Origin of the sequence: Sessilibacter corallicola, assembly GCF_021290925.1 — a bacterium.
Taxonomy (GTDB): Bacteria; Pseudomonadota; Gammaproteobacteria; order Pseudomonadales; family Cellvibrionaceae; genus Sessilibacter; species Sessilibacter corallicola.
Genome location: NZ_JAJSLX010000002.1, coordinates 147,341 through 168,856, shown reverse-complemented (window position 1 = coordinate 168,856; position 21,516 = coordinate 147,341). Strand labels below are relative to the sequence as shown.

General features: G+C 42.7%; 17 protein-coding genes. 6 read left to right on the top strand and 11 right to left on the bottom strand.

Annotated elements, in window-relative coordinates; translation table 11 throughout:
• Positions 1-76 precede the first annotated feature (76 nt).
• Positions 77-1,096, bottom strand: coding sequence for a protein-methionine-sulfoxide reductase catalytic subunit MsrP (gene msrP / locus LU361_RS08075; RefSeq protein ID WP_233088348.1), 1,020 nt, complete (start codon positions 1,094-1,096; stop codon positions 77-79).
• 254 nt (positions 1,097-1,350) lie between these two features.
• Here msrP and LU361_RS08070 point away from each other — a divergent pair, with 254 nt between their 5' ends.
• Both LU361_RS08070 and LU361_RS08065 read left to right on the top strand, forming a co-directional pair.
• Entirely contained in the window at positions 1,351-2,772 is a 1,422-nt protein-coding gene (locus LU361_RS08070) for an ATP-binding protein (protein ID WP_233088347.1), read from the top strand.
• Positions 2,759-3,910 (top strand): response regulator, encoded by a 1,152-nt coding sequence (locus tag LU361_RS08065; RefSeq protein ID WP_233088346.1) that lies wholly within the window; start codon positions 2,759-2,761, stop codon positions 3,908-3,910. The genes LU361_RS08070 and LU361_RS08065 overlap by 14 nt, the downstream gene beginning before the upstream one ends.
• Positions 3,911-3,954: 44 nt before the next feature.
• Here the strand turns inward: LU361_RS08065 and trxA are convergent, their stop codons facing one another.
• Together trxA and LU361_RS08055 are read right to left on the bottom strand one after the other, a co-directional pair.
• Positions 3,955-4,275 (bottom strand): thioredoxin, encoded by a 321-nt coding sequence (trxA, locus tag LU361_RS08060; RefSeq protein WP_233088345.1) that lies wholly within the window; start codon positions 4,273-4,275, stop codon positions 3,955-3,957.
• A gap of 170 nt (positions 4,276-4,445) precedes the next feature.
• Complete coding sequence (locus tag LU361_RS08055) at positions 4,446-5,063, bottom strand: carbonic anhydrase (protein WP_233088344.1); 618 nt, start codon at positions 5,061-5,063, stop codon at positions 4,446-4,448.
• A gap of 363 nt (positions 5,064-5,426) precedes the next feature.
• Here LU361_RS08055 and LU361_RS08050 point away from each other — a divergent pair, with 363 nt between their 5' ends.
• The 3 genes from LU361_RS08050 (at position 5,427) to LU361_RS08040 (ending at position 10,175) form a co-directional block, all read left to right on the top strand.
• Positions 5,427-6,980, top strand: coding sequence for a Re/Si-specific NAD(P)(+) transhydrogenase subunit alpha (locus tag LU361_RS08050; RefSeq protein WP_233088343.1), 1,554 nt, complete (start codon positions 5,427-5,429; stop codon positions 6,978-6,980).
• 12 nt (positions 6,981-6,992) lie between these two features.
• Positions 6,993-8,399, top strand: a complete 1,407-nt coding sequence (gene pntB, locus LU361_RS08045) for a Re/Si-specific NAD(P)(+) transhydrogenase subunit beta (protein ID WP_233088342.1) — start codon at positions 6,993-6,995, stop codon at positions 8,397-8,399.
• Positions 8,400-8,825: 426 nt separating this feature from the next.
• Positions 8,826-10,175, top strand: coding sequence for a polyhydroxyalkanoate depolymerase (locus LU361_RS08040; protein ID WP_233088341.1), 1,350 nt, complete (start codon positions 8,826-8,828; stop codon positions 10,173-10,175).
• Positions 10,176-10,201: 26 nt separating this feature from the next.
• On the opposite strand, the gene LU361_RS08035 is transcribed toward LU361_RS08040, so the two are convergent.
• The 3 genes from LU361_RS08035 to dinB all read right to left on the bottom strand — a co-directional run bounded on the left by LU361_RS08035 (position 10,202) and on the right by dinB (position 13,886).
• The gene (locus LU361_RS08035) at positions 10,202-10,627 is read right to left on the bottom strand and encodes an ExbD/TolR family protein (RefSeq protein WP_233088340.1); all 426 of its coding nucleotides are present in this window, start codon (positions 10,625-10,627) and stop codon (positions 10,202-10,204) included.
• 283 nt (positions 10,628-10,910) lie between these two features.
• Positions 10,911-12,095: a beta-ketothiolase BktB gene (gene bktB, locus LU361_RS08030; RefSeq protein ID WP_233088339.1), complete on the bottom strand. Its 1,185-nt coding sequence runs from the start codon at positions 12,093-12,095 to the stop codon at positions 10,911-10,913.
• 684 nt (positions 12,096-12,779) lie between these two features.
• Entirely contained in the window at positions 12,780-13,886 is a 1,107-nt protein-coding gene (gene dinB, locus LU361_RS08025) for a DNA polymerase IV (RefSeq protein ID WP_233088338.1), read from the bottom strand.
• Positions 13,887-14,723: 837 nt separating this feature from the next.
• Between dinB and LU361_RS08020 the strand changes: the two genes are divergently transcribed.
• Positions 14,724-15,458 carry a hypothetical protein gene (locus LU361_RS08020; protein WP_233088337.1) on the top strand — a complete coding sequence of 245 codons (735 nt, stop codon included), beginning with the start codon at positions 14,724-14,726 and terminating at the stop codon, positions 15,456-15,458.
• A gap of 179 nt (positions 15,459-15,637) precedes the next feature.
• On the opposite strand, the gene LU361_RS08015 is transcribed toward LU361_RS08020, so the two are convergent.
• The 5 genes from LU361_RS08015 to LU361_RS07995 all read right to left on the bottom strand — a co-directional run bounded on the left by LU361_RS08015 (position 15,638) and on the right by LU361_RS07995 (position 21,215).
• A complete protein-coding gene (locus LU361_RS08015) occupies positions 15,638-16,309 on the bottom strand; it encodes a hypothetical protein (protein WP_233088336.1) in 672 nt (223 codons plus the stop codon).
• Positions 16,310-16,478: 169 nt separating this feature from the next.
• Positions 16,479-17,135 carry a cyclic nucleotide-binding domain-containing protein gene (locus LU361_RS08010; RefSeq protein ID WP_233088335.1) on the bottom strand — a complete coding sequence of 219 codons (657 nt, stop codon included), beginning with the start codon at positions 17,133-17,135 and terminating at the stop codon, positions 16,479-16,481.
• Between the two features lie 684 nt (positions 17,136-17,819).
• The gene (locus tag LU361_RS08005; protein WP_233088334.1) at positions 17,820-18,608 is read right to left on the bottom strand and encodes an AsmA family protein; all 789 of its coding nucleotides are present in this window, start codon (positions 18,606-18,608) and stop codon (positions 17,820-17,822) included.
• A gap of 391 nt (positions 18,609-18,999) precedes the next feature.
• Complete coding sequence (gene gpmA, locus LU361_RS08000) at positions 19,000-19,746, bottom strand: 2,3-diphosphoglycerate-dependent phosphoglycerate mutase (protein WP_233088333.1); 747 nt, start codon at positions 19,744-19,746, stop codon at positions 19,000-19,002.
• A gap of 371 nt (positions 19,747-20,117) precedes the next feature.
• Positions 20,118-21,215, bottom strand: a complete 1,098-nt coding sequence (locus LU361_RS07995; protein ID WP_233088332.1) for an AI-2E family transporter — start codon at positions 21,213-21,215, stop codon at positions 20,118-20,120.
• Positions 21,216-21,516: the final 301 nt, after the last annotated feature.

The following is a 21,516-nucleotide window of genomic DNA, read 5'->3' as shown; positions in this document are numbered from 1 at the left end:
ACCGCCGTACTCAGACAACGGTTTAAATAAAAGTTCGGACACACTAGAAGTGCAAATTTTGAATGAAAGATAAAAATTAGTAATGTTTGGTTAAATCCAATCCTGTGTAGAGAGAGGCAACCTCTTCACCGTAACCATTAAACATTTCGGTACGAATACGGCGATCTGAACCCAAACCACCGGAAGTGATACGTCGCTCCGTTGCCTGGCTCCAGCGAGGGTGATCAACTTTTGGATTTACGTTGGCGTAAAAGCCATACTCGTGCGCTGCGGCTATATTCCAACTGGTTGCAGGACGTTGTTCAGTCAAACTGATTTTGACGATGGATTTAATGCTCTTAAACCCGTACTTCCAAGGCACGATAAGTCGAATAGGAGCGCCATTTTGCGGAGGTAATGTTTTACCGTACACACCCATCGCCATAAACGCGAGTGGGTTCATGGCCTCATCCAGGCGCAGACCTTCAACATAAGGGTATTGAATGCCACCACCGAAGAATCGATTCCGCTGACCCGGCATTTGTTGCGGATCGTGCAAGGTTTCAAAGGCAACGTATTTGGCCTTGCTATTCGGACTCGCCTTTTTGATCAATTCCGAGAGTGAAAAGCCAATCCAAGGAATCACCATTGACCAGGCTTCAACGCAACGCAAACGATAGATGCGCTCTTCAAGACCAATTGCGTACAAATCATCCAGATCTAATGTAATTGGGTTGTCGACCTCTCCGGCGATTTCAAGCTTCCAAGGATCGGTGACAAAACCTTGAGCATTGGCTTTAGGATCGCTTTTACTCAAGCCAAATTCGTAGAAATTATTGTAGCTGGTGACTTTGTCTTCGGAAGTTAGGTGCTGGCCATCGGCCTCAGCTTTTGAAAACTCCAGAGGCCTTACCTTACCGGCTGCCTTCTGCTGGGAATCAGCCTCATCGGAGCCGGTGAAGAAATCCAAAAAACCGGCAGAAGCAGAGTTAGCTAATAAACTGCCTGCACCAATAAAGCCCATAGATTTCAGTATTTTACGGCGATCCGTAAACACTTTTTCGTCGGTAACGTCGGCTTCAGTTAAATGATTTTTACGATAACTTTTAATCAACATAGCAATGAACTTTTCTAATCTATTGGCAATAAAATTAACTGCCGATTCTATAATTTCTGCGACTTATGTCAGATTTGAAAGTTCCAGGTGAACGTCGTTAGAACCAATCACATTTCTATCCCAAGCCCCTGAAAACATTCAATCTAATACATCCAACAAATGTTCCCGCCCGCCAGCTAGACGCCAGTTTTCTTGTGCTAGAGTTGAAATAAGAGCCATTAAATGACGATATTCTTACTGCATACTCAACGACGATGTACGTTACAGAAGACGAACTAGCGAAACTCTACCCTTTTTACTTCTTCGTGGAAGCGAACGGAGCAATAAGCGCTATTGGTCCCAGCTTAAACCGTTATTTAGATGAAAGTAATCTTCAACAATCATTATTTCATCACTTTCAATTCATCAGTCCCGCAATCACCGGTTTCGAAGAACTGCTCGGTCATTTAAACCAAGTTTTCATTATTCAACCTCGACAAAAAACGGAGCTGTCGCTCAGAGGGCAATTTCTTGAATTAAAAGAAGAAGGGCTTTTGCTGTTTGCAGGCTCACCCTGGGCAGACAATTTTAAAAGCCTCGAAGAATTGGGTATTAGCCGAGAAGATTTTGCTCTGTGTGAACCGATCACCCATTTTTTAATGGTGATGGAAGCCCAACAAACCTCATTGGAAAAAAGCGAAGATTCAGCAAAAGAGCTTTCCAAAGAGAACGCCATGTTGGAAAAGCGGGTACAAAGACGCACTGCGCGATTGACCGAAATCAACGAAGAATTAATACAGTCCCAAGAAAAACTACAACAAGAAATGGCGCACCGAGAAACAATGGAAGTTGAACAACGTTTCTCGCAAAAAATGGAAGCGTTAGGACAACTATCCGCGGGCATCGCTCACGAAATCAATACGCCCATTCAATTTGTTGGCGACAGTATTTTTTTCTTAAAAGAATCCATCGAAGATTTACAACGGGGATTGAAAGAATTTGAAGAATTGGTGGACAAAAAAGACAGCGCAAAAGTACAGAGAATTGCAGAAATTAACGAGATGCTCGATCTCGATTATTTAAGCGAAAGAATTCCAGAAAGTATCGATCGAGCCTCTCAAGGTATTGCTCGGGTCAGCGAAATAATTCAAGCAATGAAATCTTTCACGCGCAGTGAAAGCAAACAAAAAGCATTAGCTGATATTAATACAGCCATCGAAAGTACTTTGCTCGTCGCCAGCAGCGAATACAAATACAACGCTCAAGTCGATAAAGATTTTGGCGATATCCCACAAATCTATTGTTATATCAGCGATCTGAGCCAAGTGTTATTAAATATGATTGTCAACTCAGCTCACGCAATCGAAGAACGTTTTGGCAGCACACCGGCAGACATCGTTGGCAAAATTGCCCTAACCACAAGAAAAGTCGACAACGATATTGTCATTACCATTTGGGACAACGGCTCGGGCATTCCCTCGGAAGTCATCGATAAAATTTACGATCCATTTTTTACCACCAAACAAGTTGGCAAAGGTACCGGGCAAGGATTAGCTCTGGTTCATAGAATTATTTGTGATGGGCACAACGGTAAAATCAATGTCTCTAGTGCCGATAACGAAGGAACACAATTTGAAATCATCCTCCCGATTTTAGAATCGCCTGACATTGCAGAGACTACTGATGAATCGACATAAAGTGTTAGTTGTTGATGATGAACCCCATTTATTGAGCGGCGTTAAAGACATACTGCGAAAATACTTTAATGTTTATACCGCCGAGAGCGCGACCGAAGGATTGAAAATTCTGGCCGCTGCTGGCCCATTTTCGGTGGTCATCAGCGATATGCGCATGCCGGAAATTGACGGCGCGCAATTTTTGACGGAAGTGCGCGCGCAATACGAATCAACCATCCGAATTTTACTGACCGGCCAGGCCGATGCCGAAGCTGCCAGTCGAGCAGTGAATGAAGGCGGCGTTTATCGATTTCTTGCCAAACCGTGCCCACCCGATAAATTGATCGAAATTGTCAGTAAGGCCGTCGAAGATTATCAAACTCAATCAGTTGAAGCTGACTTACTCAAAACCACGTTATTCAGCAGTGTTGAAGTCATGACGGAAGTCCTGAGTTTGGTCAATCCAGTCGCGTTTAGCCGAGCGGGAAGATTAAGCCGAACCATCTCTAAAATGGCGAAGAAGCTCGGACTTAAAAATACCTGGCAATACGAAATCGCCGCCCTACTTTCACAGTTAGGTTGCGTTACGCTGCCACCTGACTTGTTAGAAAAAGTGTACACCCACACCGATCTCGACGAGGAAGAAACCGAACTCGTCAAGAATCACCCCGAGGTCTCTTATCAACTGCTTCATAAAATTCCGCGTTTAGAAGACGTTGCGACCATGGTTCGCAATCAAAATAATCCCGAGAGCCTAGCGCCAGAAAACGGCGAAAAACCCACAGTTAAAGAATCAATCATCGTCGGTGCTCGGCTTTTGTATCTTGCTGGACTCTATGAAGATTTAATCATGGCTGGGGCCAGCCATAATCACGCAATCGAAAAACTGCACAAACATTTCAAAGGCAAATACGGCGTACAGATCGATGCGCTATCGGCAACGGCGGATAAAGGCCGGGAAATGTTGATTCCGAAAAATATTCATTTGTCTGAACTGGCACCGGGCATGGTGTTTTCTGAAGATATTTTCTCAGACAGCGGCATGTTATTGATGGCGAAGGGACAACGGGTTTCTCAAACCGTTGTTGGCCGACTCATGGGATTTCATGAGCGCATGGGAGTAAAGCAACCGTTTCGGGTCTTGGTGGCAAAAAAATAGCCCGACGTATCGAGCTATTTTTAACAATGCAAAAACAAATCAGCTTAGATATTTTGATCTAACCACTGTTTGATTTGGCTCTGCATCATGGCGCCGGATTTTTTCGCTACCAATTCGCCACCTTTGAAGATCATCAGTGTTGGGGTTGCACGGATGTTCAGTTCGTCAGCGGTAGTTGCGAACTCTTCCATATTTGCCATAACTAACTTAAAACGGTCAGTATTTTCAGCATGGATGCGCTCAAGAGCTGGACCAACCATTTTACAAGGGCCACACCAAGGTGCCCAAACATCAACTAGTACAGGAAGATCTGCACTAATCACTTCATCTTGCCAGTTGGCATCGGTAGCGTTGGCATCTGCCATGTTGTTCTCCTTGATCTACAAACAGTCAAATCTTAAGAATAAGCATTCTACTCTGAATGGCTTCCTAATTGTTGACAAGTTTAACGTTAATTAACCAAAGAGGGTTACTTATATAGACGATAGTTTGTAGCAATGAATAAAATTCCACTTATAGTGAAACCTTAACACGGTTACAGCTCTTTGATCGATACAAACTCGTCTTTGTCTTCATCGAGCACTCGTATGTCACCCGATTCAAGTTGATACATCCAGCCGTGCAACTTGAGCTGCTTGGTTGCCAACTTTGCCGCTACCACAGGATGAGTGCGCAGATGCTGGATTTGTAGCTTGATGTTTTCAGTCGTAATTTCATCCAGGTGCTCAGGCCCAATGCAGCCGCGCTTCTCCTTGACTACGGCGGTCGCCGCACGACAATGCCCTAGCCACTCCTTAACGTGGGGTAGATCACCCAACTGAGAAACATCCGTTGCCCCTTTCATTGCGCCACAGTCGCTGTGACCGCAGACAATGATGTGCTCAATCCCCAACACTGCGACAGCGTACTCAATCGAGGCGGTCATGCCTCCAGTTTGATTTGAATGCGGCGGCACGACATTACCGGCGTTTCGGCAGATGAACAGCTGACCTGGAACGGTTTGTGTTAACAAGCACGGGTCAATTCTAGAGTCAGAACAGGTAATGAATAAAACTTCCGGGGCTTGGCCAGACGCTAAACGCTCAAACTCCTCCTGCCGCGTTGGCACGACTGAGTTTTGGAATTGTTTAACACCCTCAATTATCTTTTGCATGAATGACTCTCATAAATTTTCACTGTTCACAAAATATTTCATATTGAATTTAAATGGAAAGTATTCTTTCAGGCAACAACTTTAGATAATATTGGGGGTATGTTTTTAGAACTTAAGGATCATTTACTTGAAGAATAAAACCCTTCAAATTAAAAGCCTCATTAAATCAAATTGATTAACATCATTTAAATTCACAAATTTTTTTGTCATATTTACAGTGCTTATATTTGCATTACTGTATCTGGTTTTAAAAAAATAACTAATATTCCAGGTGCTTTTAATTATCAATCAAAATAAAAACCAATTAATACAAAAAATTAACAAGGCATTTTTTAAGGTCTTTTAAGTTTTGGGAGAGATTAAATGAAGATAGCGATACCCAAAGAAATACGTGCGGGTGAGAACCGCGTCGCTACTACACCAGAGGCTGCTAAACAGTTACAAAAACTTGGCTTTGACATTTTTGTTGAAAGCGGTGCTGGCGCCGCTGCAAAGTTTCGAGACGAAGATTACCAGGATGCTGGTGTTGAAATTGTCAAAGATATTAAGAAATTATGGTCTGATGCTGACATTATTCTCAAAGTCAGAGCACCAGAACATCACCCCGAATTAAACATTTCTGAGGTTGATTTACTGAGCGAAGGACAAACAATAATTTGTTTTATTTGGCCTGCGCAAAACCCAGAAATGCTGGAAACTCTAGCGCAAAAGAAAGTCAATGCACTTTCAATGGATATGGTGCCTAGGATTTCCCGAGCGCAAAAAATGGATGCATTAAGCTCCATGTCTAACATTGGTGGCTATCGTGCTGTTGTTGAAGCAGCTCAACATTTTGGCCGATTTTTTACCGGTCAAATTACGGCAGCTGGCAAAATAAACCCCGCTAAAGTATTAGTCATTGGGGCGGGTGTTGCCGGTTTATCCGCAATCGGTACAGCAAAATCGATGGGTGCTATTGTCCGCGCTTTCGACACACGTCCAGAAGTAAAAGAGCAAGTCGAATCAATGGACGCCGAGTTTTTAATGCTCGACTTCGAAGAAGATGGTTCAGGCTCTGGCGGTTACGCAAAAACCATGTCGAAAGAATTTATCGAAGCGGAAATGGCATTATTTGCCGAACAAGCGAAAGACGTCGACATCATTGTTACTACCGCATTAATTCCAGGTAAACCCGCACCAGAATTAATTACCGAAGACATGGTTAAATCCATGAAAGAAGGTAGCGTTATTGTTGATTTAGCCGCTGAACAAGGCGGTAACTGCAAACTGATTGAAAAAAATCAAGTTGTCGTAAAACACGGCGTTACATTAATCGGTTACACCGATATGCCAAGCCGACTTGCGAGCCAATCAAGTCAATTATACGCAACCAATCTACGCCATTTACTCACCGATATGACGCCAGAAAAAAATGGCGAAGCAACCATTAATTTTGACGACGAAGTTGTTCGCGGTGCAACTGTTGTTAAAGCCGGTGAAATAACTTTCCCACCTCCAGCGCCAAAATTATCGGCGAAACCCGCACCAAAACCTGAAACCAAAGCAAAACCTGCTGTACAAGAAGAAACTGAAGAACCTAAAAATTCCAGTTGGGTTTGGATGACAGTAGGTGCGTTAGCGCTTATTTTAATTGGCGCAGGCGCACCGGCTTCTTTCTTGTCGCACTTCACCGTGTTTGTTCTGGCGTGCTTTGTAGGATACATGGTTATTTGGAATGTAACGCCTTCGTTACACACACCGTTAATGAGCGTAACTAATGCGATCAGTAGTATCATTATTATTGGCGCATTAATACAACTCTCCACACCAAGCCCCTGGGTCGTTTATCTATCGGCTTTTGCCATATTAATTACGAGCATAAATATCTTTGGTGGTTTTGCAGTAACTCAACGCATGCTTGCGATGTTTAGAAAATAAGGGGCAAAAATAATGAGTCAAGGTTTAATAAATACAGCCTACATCGGTGCAACAATACTCTTTATTTTGGCACTGGGCGGATTAAGTAAACAAGAAACAGCCAGACGCGGTAATTACTTCGGCATTATCGGTATGGCCATCGCGTTGCTTGCAACGGTCATTGGTTCAGTCACAGAAAATTATGTGTTGCTCATTGGAGCCATTGTTGTCGGCGCCATTATTGGTTTTATGCTCGCCAAAAAAGTCGCGATGACACAAATGCCAGAATTAGTAGCGGTCTTACACTCTGGTGTTGGTTTAGCGGCGGTCCTTGTCGGTTACGCAAACTTTTTGCATCACGGTACCGAATTAGTTGGCATTGAAAAATCCATACACGACGTCGAAACCTATTTAGGAATTTTAATCGGCGCCATGACTTTTTCCGGTTCGATTATCGCCTACTTAAAATTGAGTGGAAAAGTGGGTGGCAAACCGCTGCTTTTGCCGGCTCGTCACTGGTTAAATCTTATTCTGCTGGTTGTAGCAGTATGGCAAGGTTTTGAGTTTGTTGAGCAATCCGCTGAAGGTGCGGGGCTTACTCCACTCATTATCATGACGGTGATCGCGTTACTGTTCGGTATCCATATGGTTATGGCGATCGGCGGTGCGGATATGCCCGTGGTTGTTTCAATGCTTAATAGTTACTCAGGTTGGGCTGCGGCTGCAACAGGGTTCATGTTAGCGAATGACCTGTTAATTGTTGTCGGCGCGCTGGTGGGTTCATCAGGTGCAATCTTAAGTTACATTATGTGTAGAGCCATGAACCGAAAATTTATCAACGTAATTGCCGGTGGATTCGGCACCAAACCTACAGCTTCATCGGGTGATGCTGGCCCTGCGGGAAGTGCTGATGACATTCAATCCGTCGATTCTGACGAAGTCGGTAATATGCTTCTCAATGCCAAAGAGATCATGATCATTCCCGGATACGGAATGGCCGTCGCTCAAGCGCAACACACGGTTTACCAAATCACCAAATCCCTGCGTGAAAAAGGCGTTAATGTGCGTTTTGGTATTCACCCAGTCGCTGGTCGTATGCCAGGACATATGAACGTGCTATTGGCTGAGGCCAAAGTGCCTTACGACATTGTTTACGAAATGGAAGAAATCAATGAAGAATTTCCAGACGTGGATGTCTCCATTGTTATTGGCGCCAATGACATCGTAAACCCAGCAGCCAAGGAAGTTCCTGACAGCCCCATCGCAGGAATGCCAGTACTGGAGCCTTGGTTGGGAAAAACTACGGTTGTTTTAAAACGTGGCATGAGCACAGGCTACGCTGGCGTCGACAATCCTCTGTTTTATAAGAACAACACCAGAATGTTGTTTGGTGATGCAAACGATTCTCTAGAATCCGTCTACAAAGCCATTGCCACCTAATCCATTCAACTTGGGAGTCTGTGCAAGCAGGCTCCTTCCTTGTCTAAAATTTTAAACACCCCTTTCTTCTCCTCATATCCAAACCAGATCACATTTAGCTGTTAATTTGGTCAGTTGATCACTTTCTAATATTCGAAAACCCTTTAACAAGACATCCTCTACTGGTGCATTGTGTTGTAAAAAATCCAACATTTGCACAGTTTTGTTTGCCAAGAGGAAAGACCGGAGTATACTGCTTGCTGCATTGCAGCAATTGTGAATACAAACTATGGTTATCGGAAGTAACACCGACATCTAATTTAATAAATAATGACTTTTACACCATAATTGTTAAATATTGGTCATATTGGTGAAAATATCTGCCAATGACAGGAACAGAAAGACGCAGCCAAGTAGGCTTTCTGGTCGCGTTATTTGGAGAAACCGATGTTATATTATTTGTACGAATTTAATCACGCAGTACTAAAACCATTTCGCGAAGCTGCAGGCTTGGGCAAAAAATTGTTCGATTCCAAGCTAAATCCATACAGCTACACGTATCCTGGAAAAATCATAGGCGCGACCTGTGATTTGTTCGAGTCGATGACCCGTCGCTACGGCAAACCCGAGTTTGGCTTAACCTCAACCAACATTAACGGGCAACCTGTCGCAATCGAAGAAGAAGTGGTTTGGAGTAAACCGTTTGGTGATCTCAGGCACTTTAAACGCAACGAAGCCGACTACCAAAAAGCCTACGGCAAACCGCATGTAGACCCTCGCTTACTGATTGTGGCTCCCTTATCAGGACACTATTGCACGTTATTGAGAGGCACCGTCGAAGCTTTCCTACCAGAACACGACGTTTACATCACAGACTGGACAGATGCTCGCGACGTACCCCTGTACAAAGGCCAGTTCGATCTCAACGACTATGTTGATTACATCATCGAGATGCTCGAACACATTGGTCCAGATGCTCACATTCTCGCTATTTGTCAGCCAGGGCCACCGGTTCTTGCGGCGGTTTCGTTGATGTCAGAAAACGAAAATCCGTCACTGCCTGCCTCCATGACATTCATGGGATCGCCCATCGATACCCGCCGATCCCCCACCGTACCGAATGATCTGGCGAAGAAAAGACCGTTATCATGGTTTGAAAATAACGTTATTTACACCGTTCCCCTGCCCCATGACGGCGCCTTTCGGCGAGTGTACCCCGGTTTTCTGCAGTTAAGTGGGTTTATAAGTATGAATAGCGACTCACACTTAAACGCCCACCAACGCTACTTTAATCACCTGGTTGAAGGCGATTGCGACAGTATTTCCAAACACCGGGAATTCTACGACGAATACCTCTCAGTGCTGGATTTAACTCAAGAGTTTTATCTACAGACAATTCGCGAGGTCTTCCAAGAACATTCTCTCGCAGTCGGCAAGTTCTATCATCGCGGCCAAAAAGTTAAACCCGAAGCCATTTCAAAAGTGGCATTAATGACAGTCGAAGGGGAAAAAGACGATATTTCCGGTATTGGGCAAACTCAGGCTGCACACGATTTGTGCAAAAACATTCCTGACGATATGCAGTTTGACTACATTCAACCCGGTGTCGGTCACTACGGCGTATTTAACGGAAAACGGTTTAGAACTGAGATTCAACCTAGACTACGAGACTTTATGAGGGCGAATTTCGATCCGAAGAAAGAAACGGAGTTTAGAGAGAAGGTGCGCCCGATTAAGAGCAACAAAGCCAAACAACCGATCAAAGAAGAAGCCGTAAAACAAAAAAACCCCGCATAAAGCGGGGTTTTTCGACTTAAAATCGATTAATTATCGATGCCGTCTGGTACTAAGGTAACTTGAGGTACTTTCGCCGACTTAGCAGCATCTGCAATTGCAACGTAGGTTCCCGCTTCCGATTTCGCATCCGCTTTAACAATAACAACCGCTTCTGGGTTCTCTGCAAATTGACGCTCGATAACCGAACGAACAGAGCGAATATCTACGCGTCGACCTTCCATCATAATTTCATTAGCAGAAGTGACTTCTACCAAGATATTTTTTGGACCGTCCGGATCTACCGGTGGCGGCTCATCCGGCAAATCCGGAATGTTAATATTTAAGCCAACCTCTTTGATGAAAGACGCGGTTACAATAAAAAAGATCAACATGATGAACACGACATCCAACATAGGCGTCAGATCGATATCAGCCTTGTCTTCAGCGTCGCCGCGTCTTCTTCTTCGGCTCATACTGCCCCCTCAAATAATTATTCTAAATTCAAGCCAAAAGTGTCGGTGCAAATACGCACCCAAAAAAGCTTGGCTATATTATCAGCTTATAGACAAAAGTCTTTTAAAATTTTGCAACAGCCGTTAGTTAAGACGCTTAACAAAACAGAATCCACCATTAGGTTTCTTTCGTCTAAAAAAATTCACCCGCTTAACAAACAAAAGTCGTTAAGCGGGTGAATTTTTTGTCTGATAAGACAAAAGGCGTTAGTTCAAATAGCTGCGAGAAAAACTATCGCAAACATTATGCCCTTTCAATCAAAGCAGCAATTCCTTGACCACCACCAATACAAAGACTAATTACTGCGTATTTTCCTTGTATTCTTTCCAACTCATACAATGCTTTGACAGTAATAATTGCACCGGTTGCGCCAATTGGATGCCCCAACGAAATTCCTGAACCATTCGGGTTCACCTTATCCATCGGTAAATCGAGTTCTTTGCAAACGCCTAGCGCCTGCGCCGCGAAAGCTTCATTAAGCTCCCACACATCAATATCAGCAACCGACAAGCCCGCTTTTGACAAAACAGATTTAATAGCAGGAACCGGTCCCATGCCCATAAATTTCGGAGCAACACCAGCGACCGCGTAGGATTTGATTTTTGCCATTGGGGTCAGGTTGTGTTTTTCCACCGCCGATTTATCAGCGAGAATTAATGCGGCGGCGGCATCGTTCAAACCGGATGCATTACCCGCTGTGACACTGCCATCTTTTTTAAACGCTGGACGCAATTTAGTGTAATCATCAATTGTTGCACCAAATCGTACATGCTCATCTTGATTAAATACGGTGGTTTTTTTTCGGCTGACCAATTCAAGCGGTAAGATCTGAGATTCAAACAAACCTTCTTTGATGGCTTTTTCAGCACGGCTATGACTGGTTAACGCCAACTGATCTTGCTCTTCACGAGTGACCGTCCATTCTTCGGCAATATTTTCTGCGGTAATGCCCATGTGAGTGCTGTCCATCGGACAAGTCAGAGCACCGGTCATCGCGTCGACCATTTCTGTATCGCCCATACGCGCACCAAAGCGAGCACTTGGAATCCAGTATGGCGCTCGGCTCATCGACTCGGCACCACCGGCAACGGCAATGTCTGCATCTCCGGTCAGAATCATTTGTGTCGCCGATACAACCGCCTGCAAGCCTGAGCCACACAAACGATTTAACGTTAACGCTGGGGTCGTTTCAGGGATACCTGCGGTCATCGCTGCCGCACGGCTTAAATACATATCTCTGCGTTCGGTGTGAATCACATTACCCATGACGCAGTGATCAACGTCGTCTGCTTTTATGCCCGCCCGAGTAATCGCTTCTTCAATTACTTTTGCTCCCAATTCTACAGGGGGCATATTTTTGAGAGCACCGCCATAGTCTCCGATCGCGGTTCTAACTCCACTTACTAAATAAACTTCGCGCTTGTCCATTTTGGTTCTCCGGCTTTTGAAAATAATTATCTGAAGGTAATTAAATCCCTAGCAACCAGCGGATTCAGTTTTATAAACAAGCTCCCCACACGACCACATAACATTGCGAAAAGCTCACACAGTCTCTGTTTATCGAAAATTAAAACTAATTTAGCCTCAGTTAATACACAAGACTGTATTCATATTATGATAATTATCATTTTCGTAAAACACTTGATTGAACTTTCAGCTTTACTAACGAGAATTTACCCCGATACGCATAGATTTATTGAATATTAAAATAATGGATTTAACAAACTTGTAATAATTAACAGCCTTTTTAGAAACAAAAATTGCTTAACTGAATACAAAAGTTACTAAAAGCCGTTTTAACGTTGGATAAAAAACCATACGGTCAATGAACTGTCACTGAGAAACTTTCATTCAAAGCAGTGATTGATTCGACAAAAATTCCCAGCCAATCATTCCAGATTTCCAGCTCAGCAATTCTCCCCTCTCACCAAATAATTTCGCCTGCGAAAAACATCGGTATCGGAAGCGAAAATGGGTATCAATTCGATGAAAAATTCAGTTTCAAGGAAAATTAAGCAGAAAAATTCAATGGAAGGGAAGCAAAGTAAGCGGAGGAAATTACACCACGAAGAAAATTTAAACGTTAACAGCAAATGTAAATGCGAGAGGAAATCAAGAAAACAGATCAGATTGAGTCATATCTTTTCCGCTCATCGGCTCAACGCCAAAACCGATACCCAAAAGACGAATGGGCTTATCGGTTTCTTGCTGTAGAATTTTCAGAAGATGCAACGCTAACTCATGAATTTGCTCATACTGATTAGATGACCAAGCAGTTCCAGAAAACAACGAAGTAGAAATCAGAGATTCTTTATTGGCAGAGGTGAAATCGGAAAATTTCAGTTTTACAAACAACTTTTTGACGCGATAAGAGCCAATTAACCCCACCCATCGTTTCTCAAGTAACGATAAGAGCTTAATCACATGGGTTTGAATTACTTCCCAATCGAGCAAATCTTCCGAAAAAGTTCTTTCTACACTGACGGATTTTCTCAACCAAACACTTTTAACCTCTCGATGGTCAATTCCTCGTGCTCGTTCAAACAAACAGTGGCCAAAAACGCCAAAGTACTGCTCTAATTCTGCAAGGGTTTTACTCTGTAAATCAGCGCACGTCACAACGCCAATTCTCGCCAACTTTTCCTGTGCAGATTTCCCTACTCCCGGTATTTTTTTGACCGGTAGATTGCCCATTATGGCGTCAACTTCCCCGGCATCAATACACTTAAAACCATCAGGTTTGTTCCACTCAGTCGCCAGTTTCGCCAGAAATTTGTTAATCGACAATCCAGCAGAAACCGTAATACCAATCTCAGTAAAAATTTGCTGGCGAATCTGTTCAGAAATCGATTTTGCTTGTGCCCAATCAACGTCACTGAGAAGCAAAAATGCTTCGTCCAAAGACAGCGGTTCAATACATTCACTGTAACGAGAAAATATCTCATGCATCTGTTTGGAGACTTCGCGATAAAGATTGTATCTCGGCGAAAGAATGATTAGTTGAGGGCATAATTTTTCCGCTTGCGCACTCGACATTGCCGATCGAACACCGTATTTCCGAGCAACGTAATTGCACGTTGCTAAAACGCCTCTCGATCTTGCACTTCCGCCAACGGCCACCGGTAAATTTGCCAACTGCGGACGCTCGCGAATCTCTACCGCAGCAAAAAAGCTATCGGCATCGCAATGCAAAACCATTTTATTCGTATTGAATGTCAATTTCGTACCCAAAATATTTTCTAACGATGGTGAAAATACCCGTGAAGCTCAATTTGAGAACTCAAATCCAGCATTACTATTGTATCCAAGATCAAATATTCGTTGAATGAAAACACGAATCACGGATTTTCCATCCAATAAGCTGGATAAAAAACCAAATCACCTCAGATTTTATACGCTGAACTTTCAATAAATTCAGAAAAGTGGCACTGGCGTTGTGCTTTTCAAGAGAAATTGGCCGTTGAGAGTCGTACTAAATTACGAGATAGCCATTTTCAAAGCAGAAATCCTCGCCAAAATTGTTACTCAACTACTCAGAACCGTCGTAGAACTTTCAAAATTACTCATCTGCGTCTGTCGCAACTCCCGTTTGAGCAAAATTTTAGGTCTAACACCAGAAAAATATCGCCCAAGGTTAAAGTTTTGACAGATTATGACAACGCTTGACCAAAAATTTTGATCAAAAAACCCCTCGGTGAAAAACTACAAACTCAAACCAGCCATTGAAAACCAAATTCAGAAGTGAAAAACGCCTCAGATTATTTTTTTAGCCAACTGAGTATTTAGATTTTTTGAGGTTAGAGAAACGCAAACTCAAAAAAACAGAGAGATATGAAAATGTGGACTTCAATCGCGCCTTGAATAGAAAAAAATTGAAGTTTAAAAAGCAAAAAACGATTTTTTTGCAAAAAAATGAAAAAAAATATTCCCATTTTCAAAAAATTGGACTATTTTCAAGCAAAGAGCTTGAAATTTTTTTTCAAATGCTTATTTTATGTCGCATATTAATATCTAACACTTTTTCTCGCGCTCAAATCTTATTAAAGGAAAGTAAATATGGCTGCACGCAAAGCTAAAGCAACTGCTGTAGATCCTGTTCAGCAGCTAGAACAGGAACTTGCGGCACTGAAAGTGAAACTTGCTCAAGCAAGAGCTAAACAAGAAACCGATCTTGCTAAAGAAGTTACCAAACTTACTGCTGCTGCAAAAAAAGCTACTACAGCGAGTAAAGCTGCTAAAGCTAAACTTGTTGCAGCTCGCAAAAAGAAGAAAACCCCAACCAGCGAAGCGGCTGTTGCTAAAGCTCTAGCAACTTCTCAGGTTGCTGCTGAGAAAGCTTCGGTTACTAACGAATCTGCCTCTAAAGCAAAAGCTGAACTCAGAGAGCTTAAAGCCGCTAACAAAGCAGCGAATGCTCTAGCGAAAGCTGAAAGCAAAGAGCTAGACAAAATCGCGAAAGCGAAGGCAGTAAAAGAAAAAGCAGCGGCTAAAAAAGAAGCTGTTAAGGCAAAAGCCGCCGCTAAAAAGGCAGCTTTGAAAGAAAAAGCAGCTGCTAAGAAAGCAGCAGCCAAAGCGAAAGTAGCTCCAAAAGCGAAAACCAAAACCGCTACTCCTGCTAAGAAAAAGACTACTGCTGCAAAAACTAAAGCAGCAGCACCTAAGTCAACTGCAGCAGCTCCAGCTAAGCGTCGCGGTCGTCCTAAGAAAGCAGCAGCGGCAGCACCTGCGGCCAAAGCAGCGACAGCAGCAGCACCTAAAAAACGTCGTGGTCGTCCACCAAAGACTGCTTAAGGTTAGCAATCTGTACGTACGTTTTAAAAAGGTCAGCTCTGCTGGCCTTTTTTATGACTAACAACGCCATTCACCATCCAGTTACATACGCTGCCAAAAGCTAACAACAACTGAAAGCCTTCCTCAAGTTCAAATCACACACTCTGAGTCGTATATTTTGAGTTTATCGAGTCGATCACTTACTCCGTCGACGACCTTGGTCTAGGTTTCACTTCCACCGAGTAATTTTTTAGGGTTTTGAATTGACAATAGCCGCGATATTTTAGGGGTTCACCACCAAAACCTTGGGCGTCAAAATCGATTTCATACTCCACCCTTTCACTGTCGATATAACTTGGCTTAAATTTTCCACCTTCAGGCCATCTAACCGATGTTAACTTCTCGGTCTGAGCGTGAAGATTTCTCTGACAAATTTTCCAGTATTGATTGAGGTGACGGGTATGCTGTTGAAGCTTTGTTTCACCGGAGGTGTTGATCACCTCAAAATTAACACCATTGACCAATGTCGCTATCGTGTATCGCTCATTACTCTTACAAATGAACTTAAATATAGGCACGGTTTTTTCGGGATTTATCTCGTGAAGTTCGCCGCGAAGAATCTCTACACATTGAGGTGTCGATAATGCGATCTCTGCACTTTTATGCAGATCAGGGGTTAAATGCGTAAGACTCAAAGGTAACCATAATCGGTTTTTATCGAAACTGGTTGCAGCACCTGACTCAGCAGCATTCATCTCATCAATTTCTTGCTCTGTTTTACTCACCGATGAATCTACGAATAAAAGTAAAACGCCGGAAATAACGAGAGCACTCATTCGATGATTTACGGCTTCTAAATTACACCACTTCATAGACGACCACTTTGATTACCCACAACGTTTCAGTCTAGCAGTCGTGAAAGAAAAAGTAGGGTGAGTCGGCTGTGGGATGTAAGAGGCGATCAATCAAGCTCATTCGACGCTGTACGTTAGTCGTATTAGCACAAGGTCAAATGAGCGAGGGAGACTTTAAATTGAGGTGTTATTGAGAGCCATCGTGAAAGCTACAAAACGCTTGGTTCCAAGAGGTTAGCATCGCGGCCATGCCCACCGCTTGCGAGTGTAAACTCTGAAGCTCTTCGATGGTGTCTATTGGGCCGTTGTAGATTTTCAATTTTCGATGCTGGCTCGCCAATGAATGTTTGGGGTGCTTGTTACGATAGACTTCGAGCTTCCAACGTAAACTGTGCACTGCATAGCGATAAAAGGCGAGCTTAGTATTAAGATGGACCAGCGAAAAATCTGTTAACGCACCAAAAGCATTAAAATCCAATCCGAAGACAATCGCCTGCTTACACGATTCTGCTACTGTGATTGATGCAGTTCTTGGTCGACCTAACAGCATCGCTAAATCACCAAAGACTTCTCCCGCCGTAATAGAATTTACATTTACCAGCTTTTGCGTTTCATCGACCACTTGTACACTGAGCTCACCGCGAACAAGAAAGAACAACCACCGATCCTCTGAGCCAATACTGAAAATTGATTCACCGGTATTCACGCGAATAACTTTTGAAAATGCTATGAGCGTTTGAAACTGCTGAGGATCGTCACTCTTTATTTGACGAAAAAAAGGAATGAACAGTAAGAGACGTTCGATTTCATCCTTACTGTTGTCGTTTAATACTTTTTCTTGCATAACTAATCACGCTGTTGCGACTATTACCACCAACAGTATAGTGGTACGACCGTCGTTATAATTCAAATCCCTAGAACTTTTGTTTTGTCATTCACCAGTTAACCGGTACAACGTCCATTCACGACCGTCAATCGAGGTGGAATTTTAGTCATTAACGGATCGATTACTACTAACCGGTTCAGATAATACGGTTAAGACTATGTTTATGAGCAATCATTCACAATTAAAATTTACTTAACGGTTTAAATTTTCATATAAATCCGGTTGTTAGACAAAACGAATATAAAAAAGTCCATAGAGATGGATATTTGTGCACCAAAACCGTCAACTATTCATCGGTGTTAAATAAAACCGGGGCAGTATATTCGCTTAGTTGTGAGTCGGCAGCCATTTAGCTCAAATAACAATGACGTCTCGCAATGAGATCTTTATTGATACATCAGTTATCACCGATATTGACGTTGCCTTTGGTAGGATTGGAGCTTTAGTCGATTAGTTTTTAAAAATTAAATACTTTGTTTCTTTCTAAACAATGAAACTAAGGTCTACCCTTCTCAAGTAAAAACCCCACTTTTCAACCAACTTTTGAAGTTAATCAGAGATTTCTAAATAAAAAACCGCTCGACAGCTATTGCCATCGAGCGGTCTTGAGTCAATCTATAAAATGTGAAATACGATCAGAAATTAGTCTTTCTTGAACAAAGACTTCAGGCCTTCTAATTTCTCTAAATCTTCTTCACTGACTTTATCTTGCAACCGATCTTTTAATTCAGATTTAATTTTTTCTTCGGCCTTGTCTTTTACTTTTTCTTTCAGCTCATCTTCAACGGCGTCTTGCGCTCTGGCTAGAAGAGGTTTGATCGCAGCTTTTGCCAATTGTTGAGGCGTAAGACCGTTTTGCTCGTTGCCTAAGTTGGATAATTCGAAACTAGGCAATGATAAATCTAAGCTGCCAAATTCATCGGAACTCAACGCTAATTCGCTGTTGCTGAACACCAATTTTTTAACCGCCAATAATGGATCTTTGGATTCACCAGCGGAGGAATCCGACGAAGAACCACTGCCACTACCTTGATCTAAATTATTGAGCAACGCAGTGATATTAGTTTCAGTAAGCCCTTTCAATTCACCCAGGACCTTGACGCCATCAATGGTGATTTCATCGATAACAAGCACGTCTTTGGTTAATGATTGAGGGTCGACATCAACCACAATTTTATCGAGACTAAAGATATTATTCGCACTAAACCCTGCAGGGTTGGCAACACTTAACGCATTCAATTGGCCGCGACCTTCGCCGACATCAATCTCAGCACTGTTAAGGACAACTGCTGTTTTCGTTGCTTGAGTACCGCCTTCTTCCACTGCGAATTTAACAATATCATTAATATTTTTAAACAGCAGGTACGTTCCTATTCCCAGCAAGATAGCAATAACAATTACCACACCGGCCAAGATTTTTAGCGCTTTCATGATTTTAAGACCTCAGTCAATATAAAATTAGCCTTGTTCTAAGGCGAACGGGGTTTTAATGAAACTAGAATCAAACTTCTAAATTCAGAAACCTAGTAACAGTAGCTATCTAATCCATGATATGAAACTCAAAGTTCTCCGAATTCGTGCTGTTGTAGAAGAAAATTTTTGTTACACCGAAAAGAACTCAGCGTGGCGTGCTTTCAGTAAACGATCAGAAATACTGACCGCCGTTATTTGCCTATTTGCTTTTGATTGAAACTTATCTATCGAACCTAATACTGTACTTTTCTGGCGTTCTGACTCAACGCGATCATTCAATAAGATTAAGAATCCAATATCACACATCCTTGTGCAATATTGGCAAATACTTAGATCAAGATATTTTCAATTACTGCTTTTTACCTTGATTAGCCACTGCATTCATTGCTTCTGCTAAGGCTTCTTCATCGGCAAGGTAGTAGTGCTTAATAGGCTTCAAATTCTCATCCAGCTCATATACCAACGGGGTAGCAGTTGGTATGTTTACTTTCATAATTGCGTCTTCGCTCATATCGTCAAGGTACTTAACGAGCGCGCGAATTGAATTACCGTGAGCTGCGACGAGCAATCGTTTTCCGGCTTTAATTTCAGGAACGATAACACTCTCGTAATAAGGAACAACACGCTCAACAGTATCAGCAAGACATTCGGTAAGAGGAATTTCAGATTCTGATAACTCGGAGTAACGCGCATCGTTACCAGGGTAACGCTCGTCCGTTTTCTCAAGCTCTGGAGGCGGAGTATTGTAGCTGCGTCGCCAAACAAGGACTTGGTCTTCACCGTGTTTCTCTGCGGTTTCAGCTTTGTTCAAACCTTGAAGGCCACCGTAATGACGTTCGTTCAACTTCCAACTGTTAATAACGGGCAAATAACATGCATCAAGCTCGGACATGATTGACCAAGCTGTTTTAATTGCTCTGGTCAAAACAGAGGTATAAACCTTATCGAATTCAAAGCCTTCGGCTTTCAATCGTTGACCCGCGGCAACTGCTTCTAGCTTGCCCTTCTCAGAAAGATCAACGTCTTTCCAGCCGGTGAAGCGATTTTCCTTATTCCAAATACTCTCGCCATGACGCACAAGTACCAGCTTATACATTATTATTCCTCGACCTAATTAGTTGAAAACAGAAGCTGGATTATAAACAGTTTGCTGCCACCAATAAACTAACGATCTAGCGCCTTATTTCGTGGGAAAAAAGTATAAATTCGAAACAAACACATAGATACACGCGCCATTGCTGATAAAGAGAAGATTACAGCCATTTTACGATTTAACGTCTTTAACGATGGTTAGTTGTTGCTCTTTTAAACAGCACTTACCACCCAAGCGTTGGTCGGAACAATCCCTCAAAAAGAGAGATTGTTCAAACATAGGGAGAGAATTTAGAGGCCAAGCATTATTGCTTACAGACTGATTTCATTGGCTTTGTTAAAGACAAGAATTGTCCGCAAAGCCAATAAAACCTATTAAGAATTGGATTCGGAAGACGGCAGTTTTAACTCTGCTCCGTTAGGTTCGGGGACATCGTTTATCTTCATTGCCGACCTCCCCGACCCAAGCATGACACCGAGCCAACGAGTATCATCAAAACTCTCGAGAGCAATTTTTATTGTCATTGTTAAAGGTACAGACAACAACATACCAACCGAGCCAAGTACCCACCCCCAAAAAACTAACGACAAAAACACCACCAGAGCAGAAAGATCTAAACCTCGTCCCATCGTTCTGGGTTCAATACCATTACCAACAATTCCGTTAACCAATACAAAACCAAGCGCCGTGATTGCCGCGTCACTCACACCCAGTTGCACCAATGACAGTAATGTCGCTGGTATTGCTGCCAATATGGAACCTAAGGTCGGTACAAAATTTAATAGGAATGCGAGCAAGCCCCACAGTACCGCGTAATCAACGCCCTGTATGAGTAACCACACAGTCAAAATCCCGCCCGTCATTACGCTCATTAATGTTTTTATTGCCATGTAGCGATTAATGCTGGAGGTAAATCGCTCCAAAGCTTGTAACGCACCTTTGCTTTTCGATGTCGCCATCATGTATTTGTCACTGAATCGAACTTCTTCAGCGAGAATAAAAACTACTGTCAGCAAAATTAAAAAGGCGTTGGTCATCACATTACCCAACGAGGCAAGTGTGGTTCCGACAAAACCCAACGCAGCACTGGGATCAAAACTTTCCCTGATTTGTGACGTATCTAACTCGATACCATAACTGTGCAATAAATCGATACCGCCAGAAGTTAATGTTCGAAGCCGCTGTTGATATTCAGGTAAATCCGCCCGAAAGCTGTTAATAGATGAACCAACGACAGCACCTACAACAACGCCAATGACAATAATTCCGACAATAACAACTAAAATTGCCAGCCAGTTTGGGAAGCCTAATTTTTTTAACCCAGCCAGTGGCGGCGAACATAAAACGGCGATAAATAATGATAAAAAGAAAGGGACTAAAATTGCCTCAGCAGATTTCATTCCGGCAACGACAACAACGATTGCTGCCGTAATGACCAAAAAGCGAGTGACTGGCGAAAACTCAAAATTCATTTATTAGACCTACTCTGGGCGCCACAATAAGGGTGAGTCTGCTAACGATTTTTCTCTAACAAACTCGCGATTTTTTGGACGTCAAATGCAATACAGCCATCCAATACGACCGTCCAATACAACCAAAGAAACTTCAGATTAAAATTCTACAACGACAGAGTTATTTTACGCACACTTCGACGCACAATTTAGTACATCCGTATTTTAATAATTCGTGTCAAGTGGATTGTTAAAGCTCAACTTGTCGTTCGATAAGTTAAAGAAAGCAAGTCGCTGTTTGCATTGGAAAACATTGACAATA

Excerpts from the sequence above, each read along its gene's own strand:
- LU361_RS08010 (WP_233088335.1), bottom strand. The coding sequence starts at position 17,135 with ATGCAAGAAAAAGTATTAAACGACAACAGTAAGGATGAAATCGAACGT.
- gpmA (WP_233088333.1), bottom strand. The coding sequence starts at position 19,746 with ATGTATAAGCTGGTACTTGTGCGTCATGGCGAGAGTATTTGGAATAAG.
- LU361_RS08070 (WP_233088347.1), top strand. The coding sequence starts at position 1,351 with ATGTACGTTACAGAAGACGAACTAGCGAAACTCTACCCTTTTTACTTC.
- LU361_RS08050 (WP_233088343.1), top strand. The coding sequence starts at position 5,427 with ATGAAGATAGCGATACCCAAAGAAATACGTGCGGGTGAGAACCGCGTC.
- LU361_RS08055 (WP_233088344.1), bottom strand. The coding sequence starts at position 5,063 with ATGCAAAAGATAATTGAGGGTGTTAAACAATTCCAAAACTCAGTCGTG.
- LU361_RS08040 (WP_233088341.1), top strand. The coding sequence starts at position 8,826 with ATGTTATATTATTTGTACGAATTTAATCACGCAGTACTAAAACCATTT.
- LU361_RS08065 (WP_233088346.1), top strand. The coding sequence starts at position 2,759 with ATGAATCGACATAAAGTGTTAGTTGTTGATGATGAACCCCATTTATTG.
- LU361_RS08005 (WP_233088334.1), bottom strand. The coding sequence starts at position 18,608 with ATGAAAGCGCTAAAAATCTTGGCCGGTGTGGTAATTGTTATTGCTATC.
- LU361_RS07995 (WP_233088332.1), bottom strand. The coding sequence starts at position 21,215 with ATGAATTTTGAGTTTTCGCCAGTCACTCGCTTTTTGGTCATTACGGCA.
- msrP (WP_233088348.1), bottom strand. The coding sequence starts at position 1,096 with ATGTTGATTAAAAGTTATCGTAAAAATCATTTAACTGAAGCCGACGTT.
- bktB (WP_233088339.1), bottom strand. The coding sequence starts at position 12,095 with ATGGACAAGCGCGAAGTTTATTTAGTAAGTGGAGTTAGAACCGCGATC.
- LU361_RS08015 (WP_233088336.1), bottom strand. The coding sequence starts at position 16,309 with ATGAAGTGGTGTAATTTAGAAGCCGTAAATCATCGAATGAGTGCTCTC.
- LU361_RS08020 (WP_233088337.1), top strand. The coding sequence starts at position 14,724 with ATGGCTGCACGCAAAGCTAAAGCAACTGCTGTAGATCCTGTTCAGCAG.
- pntB (WP_233088342.1), top strand. The coding sequence starts at position 6,993 with ATGAGTCAAGGTTTAATAAATACAGCCTACATCGGTGCAACAATACTC.
- LU361_RS08035 (WP_233088340.1), bottom strand. The coding sequence starts at position 10,627 with ATGAGCCGAAGAAGAAGACGCGGCGACGCTGAAGACAAGGCTGATATC.
- trxA (WP_233088345.1), bottom strand. The coding sequence starts at position 4,275 with ATGGCAGATGCCAACGCTACCGATGCCAACTGGCAAGATGAAGTGATT.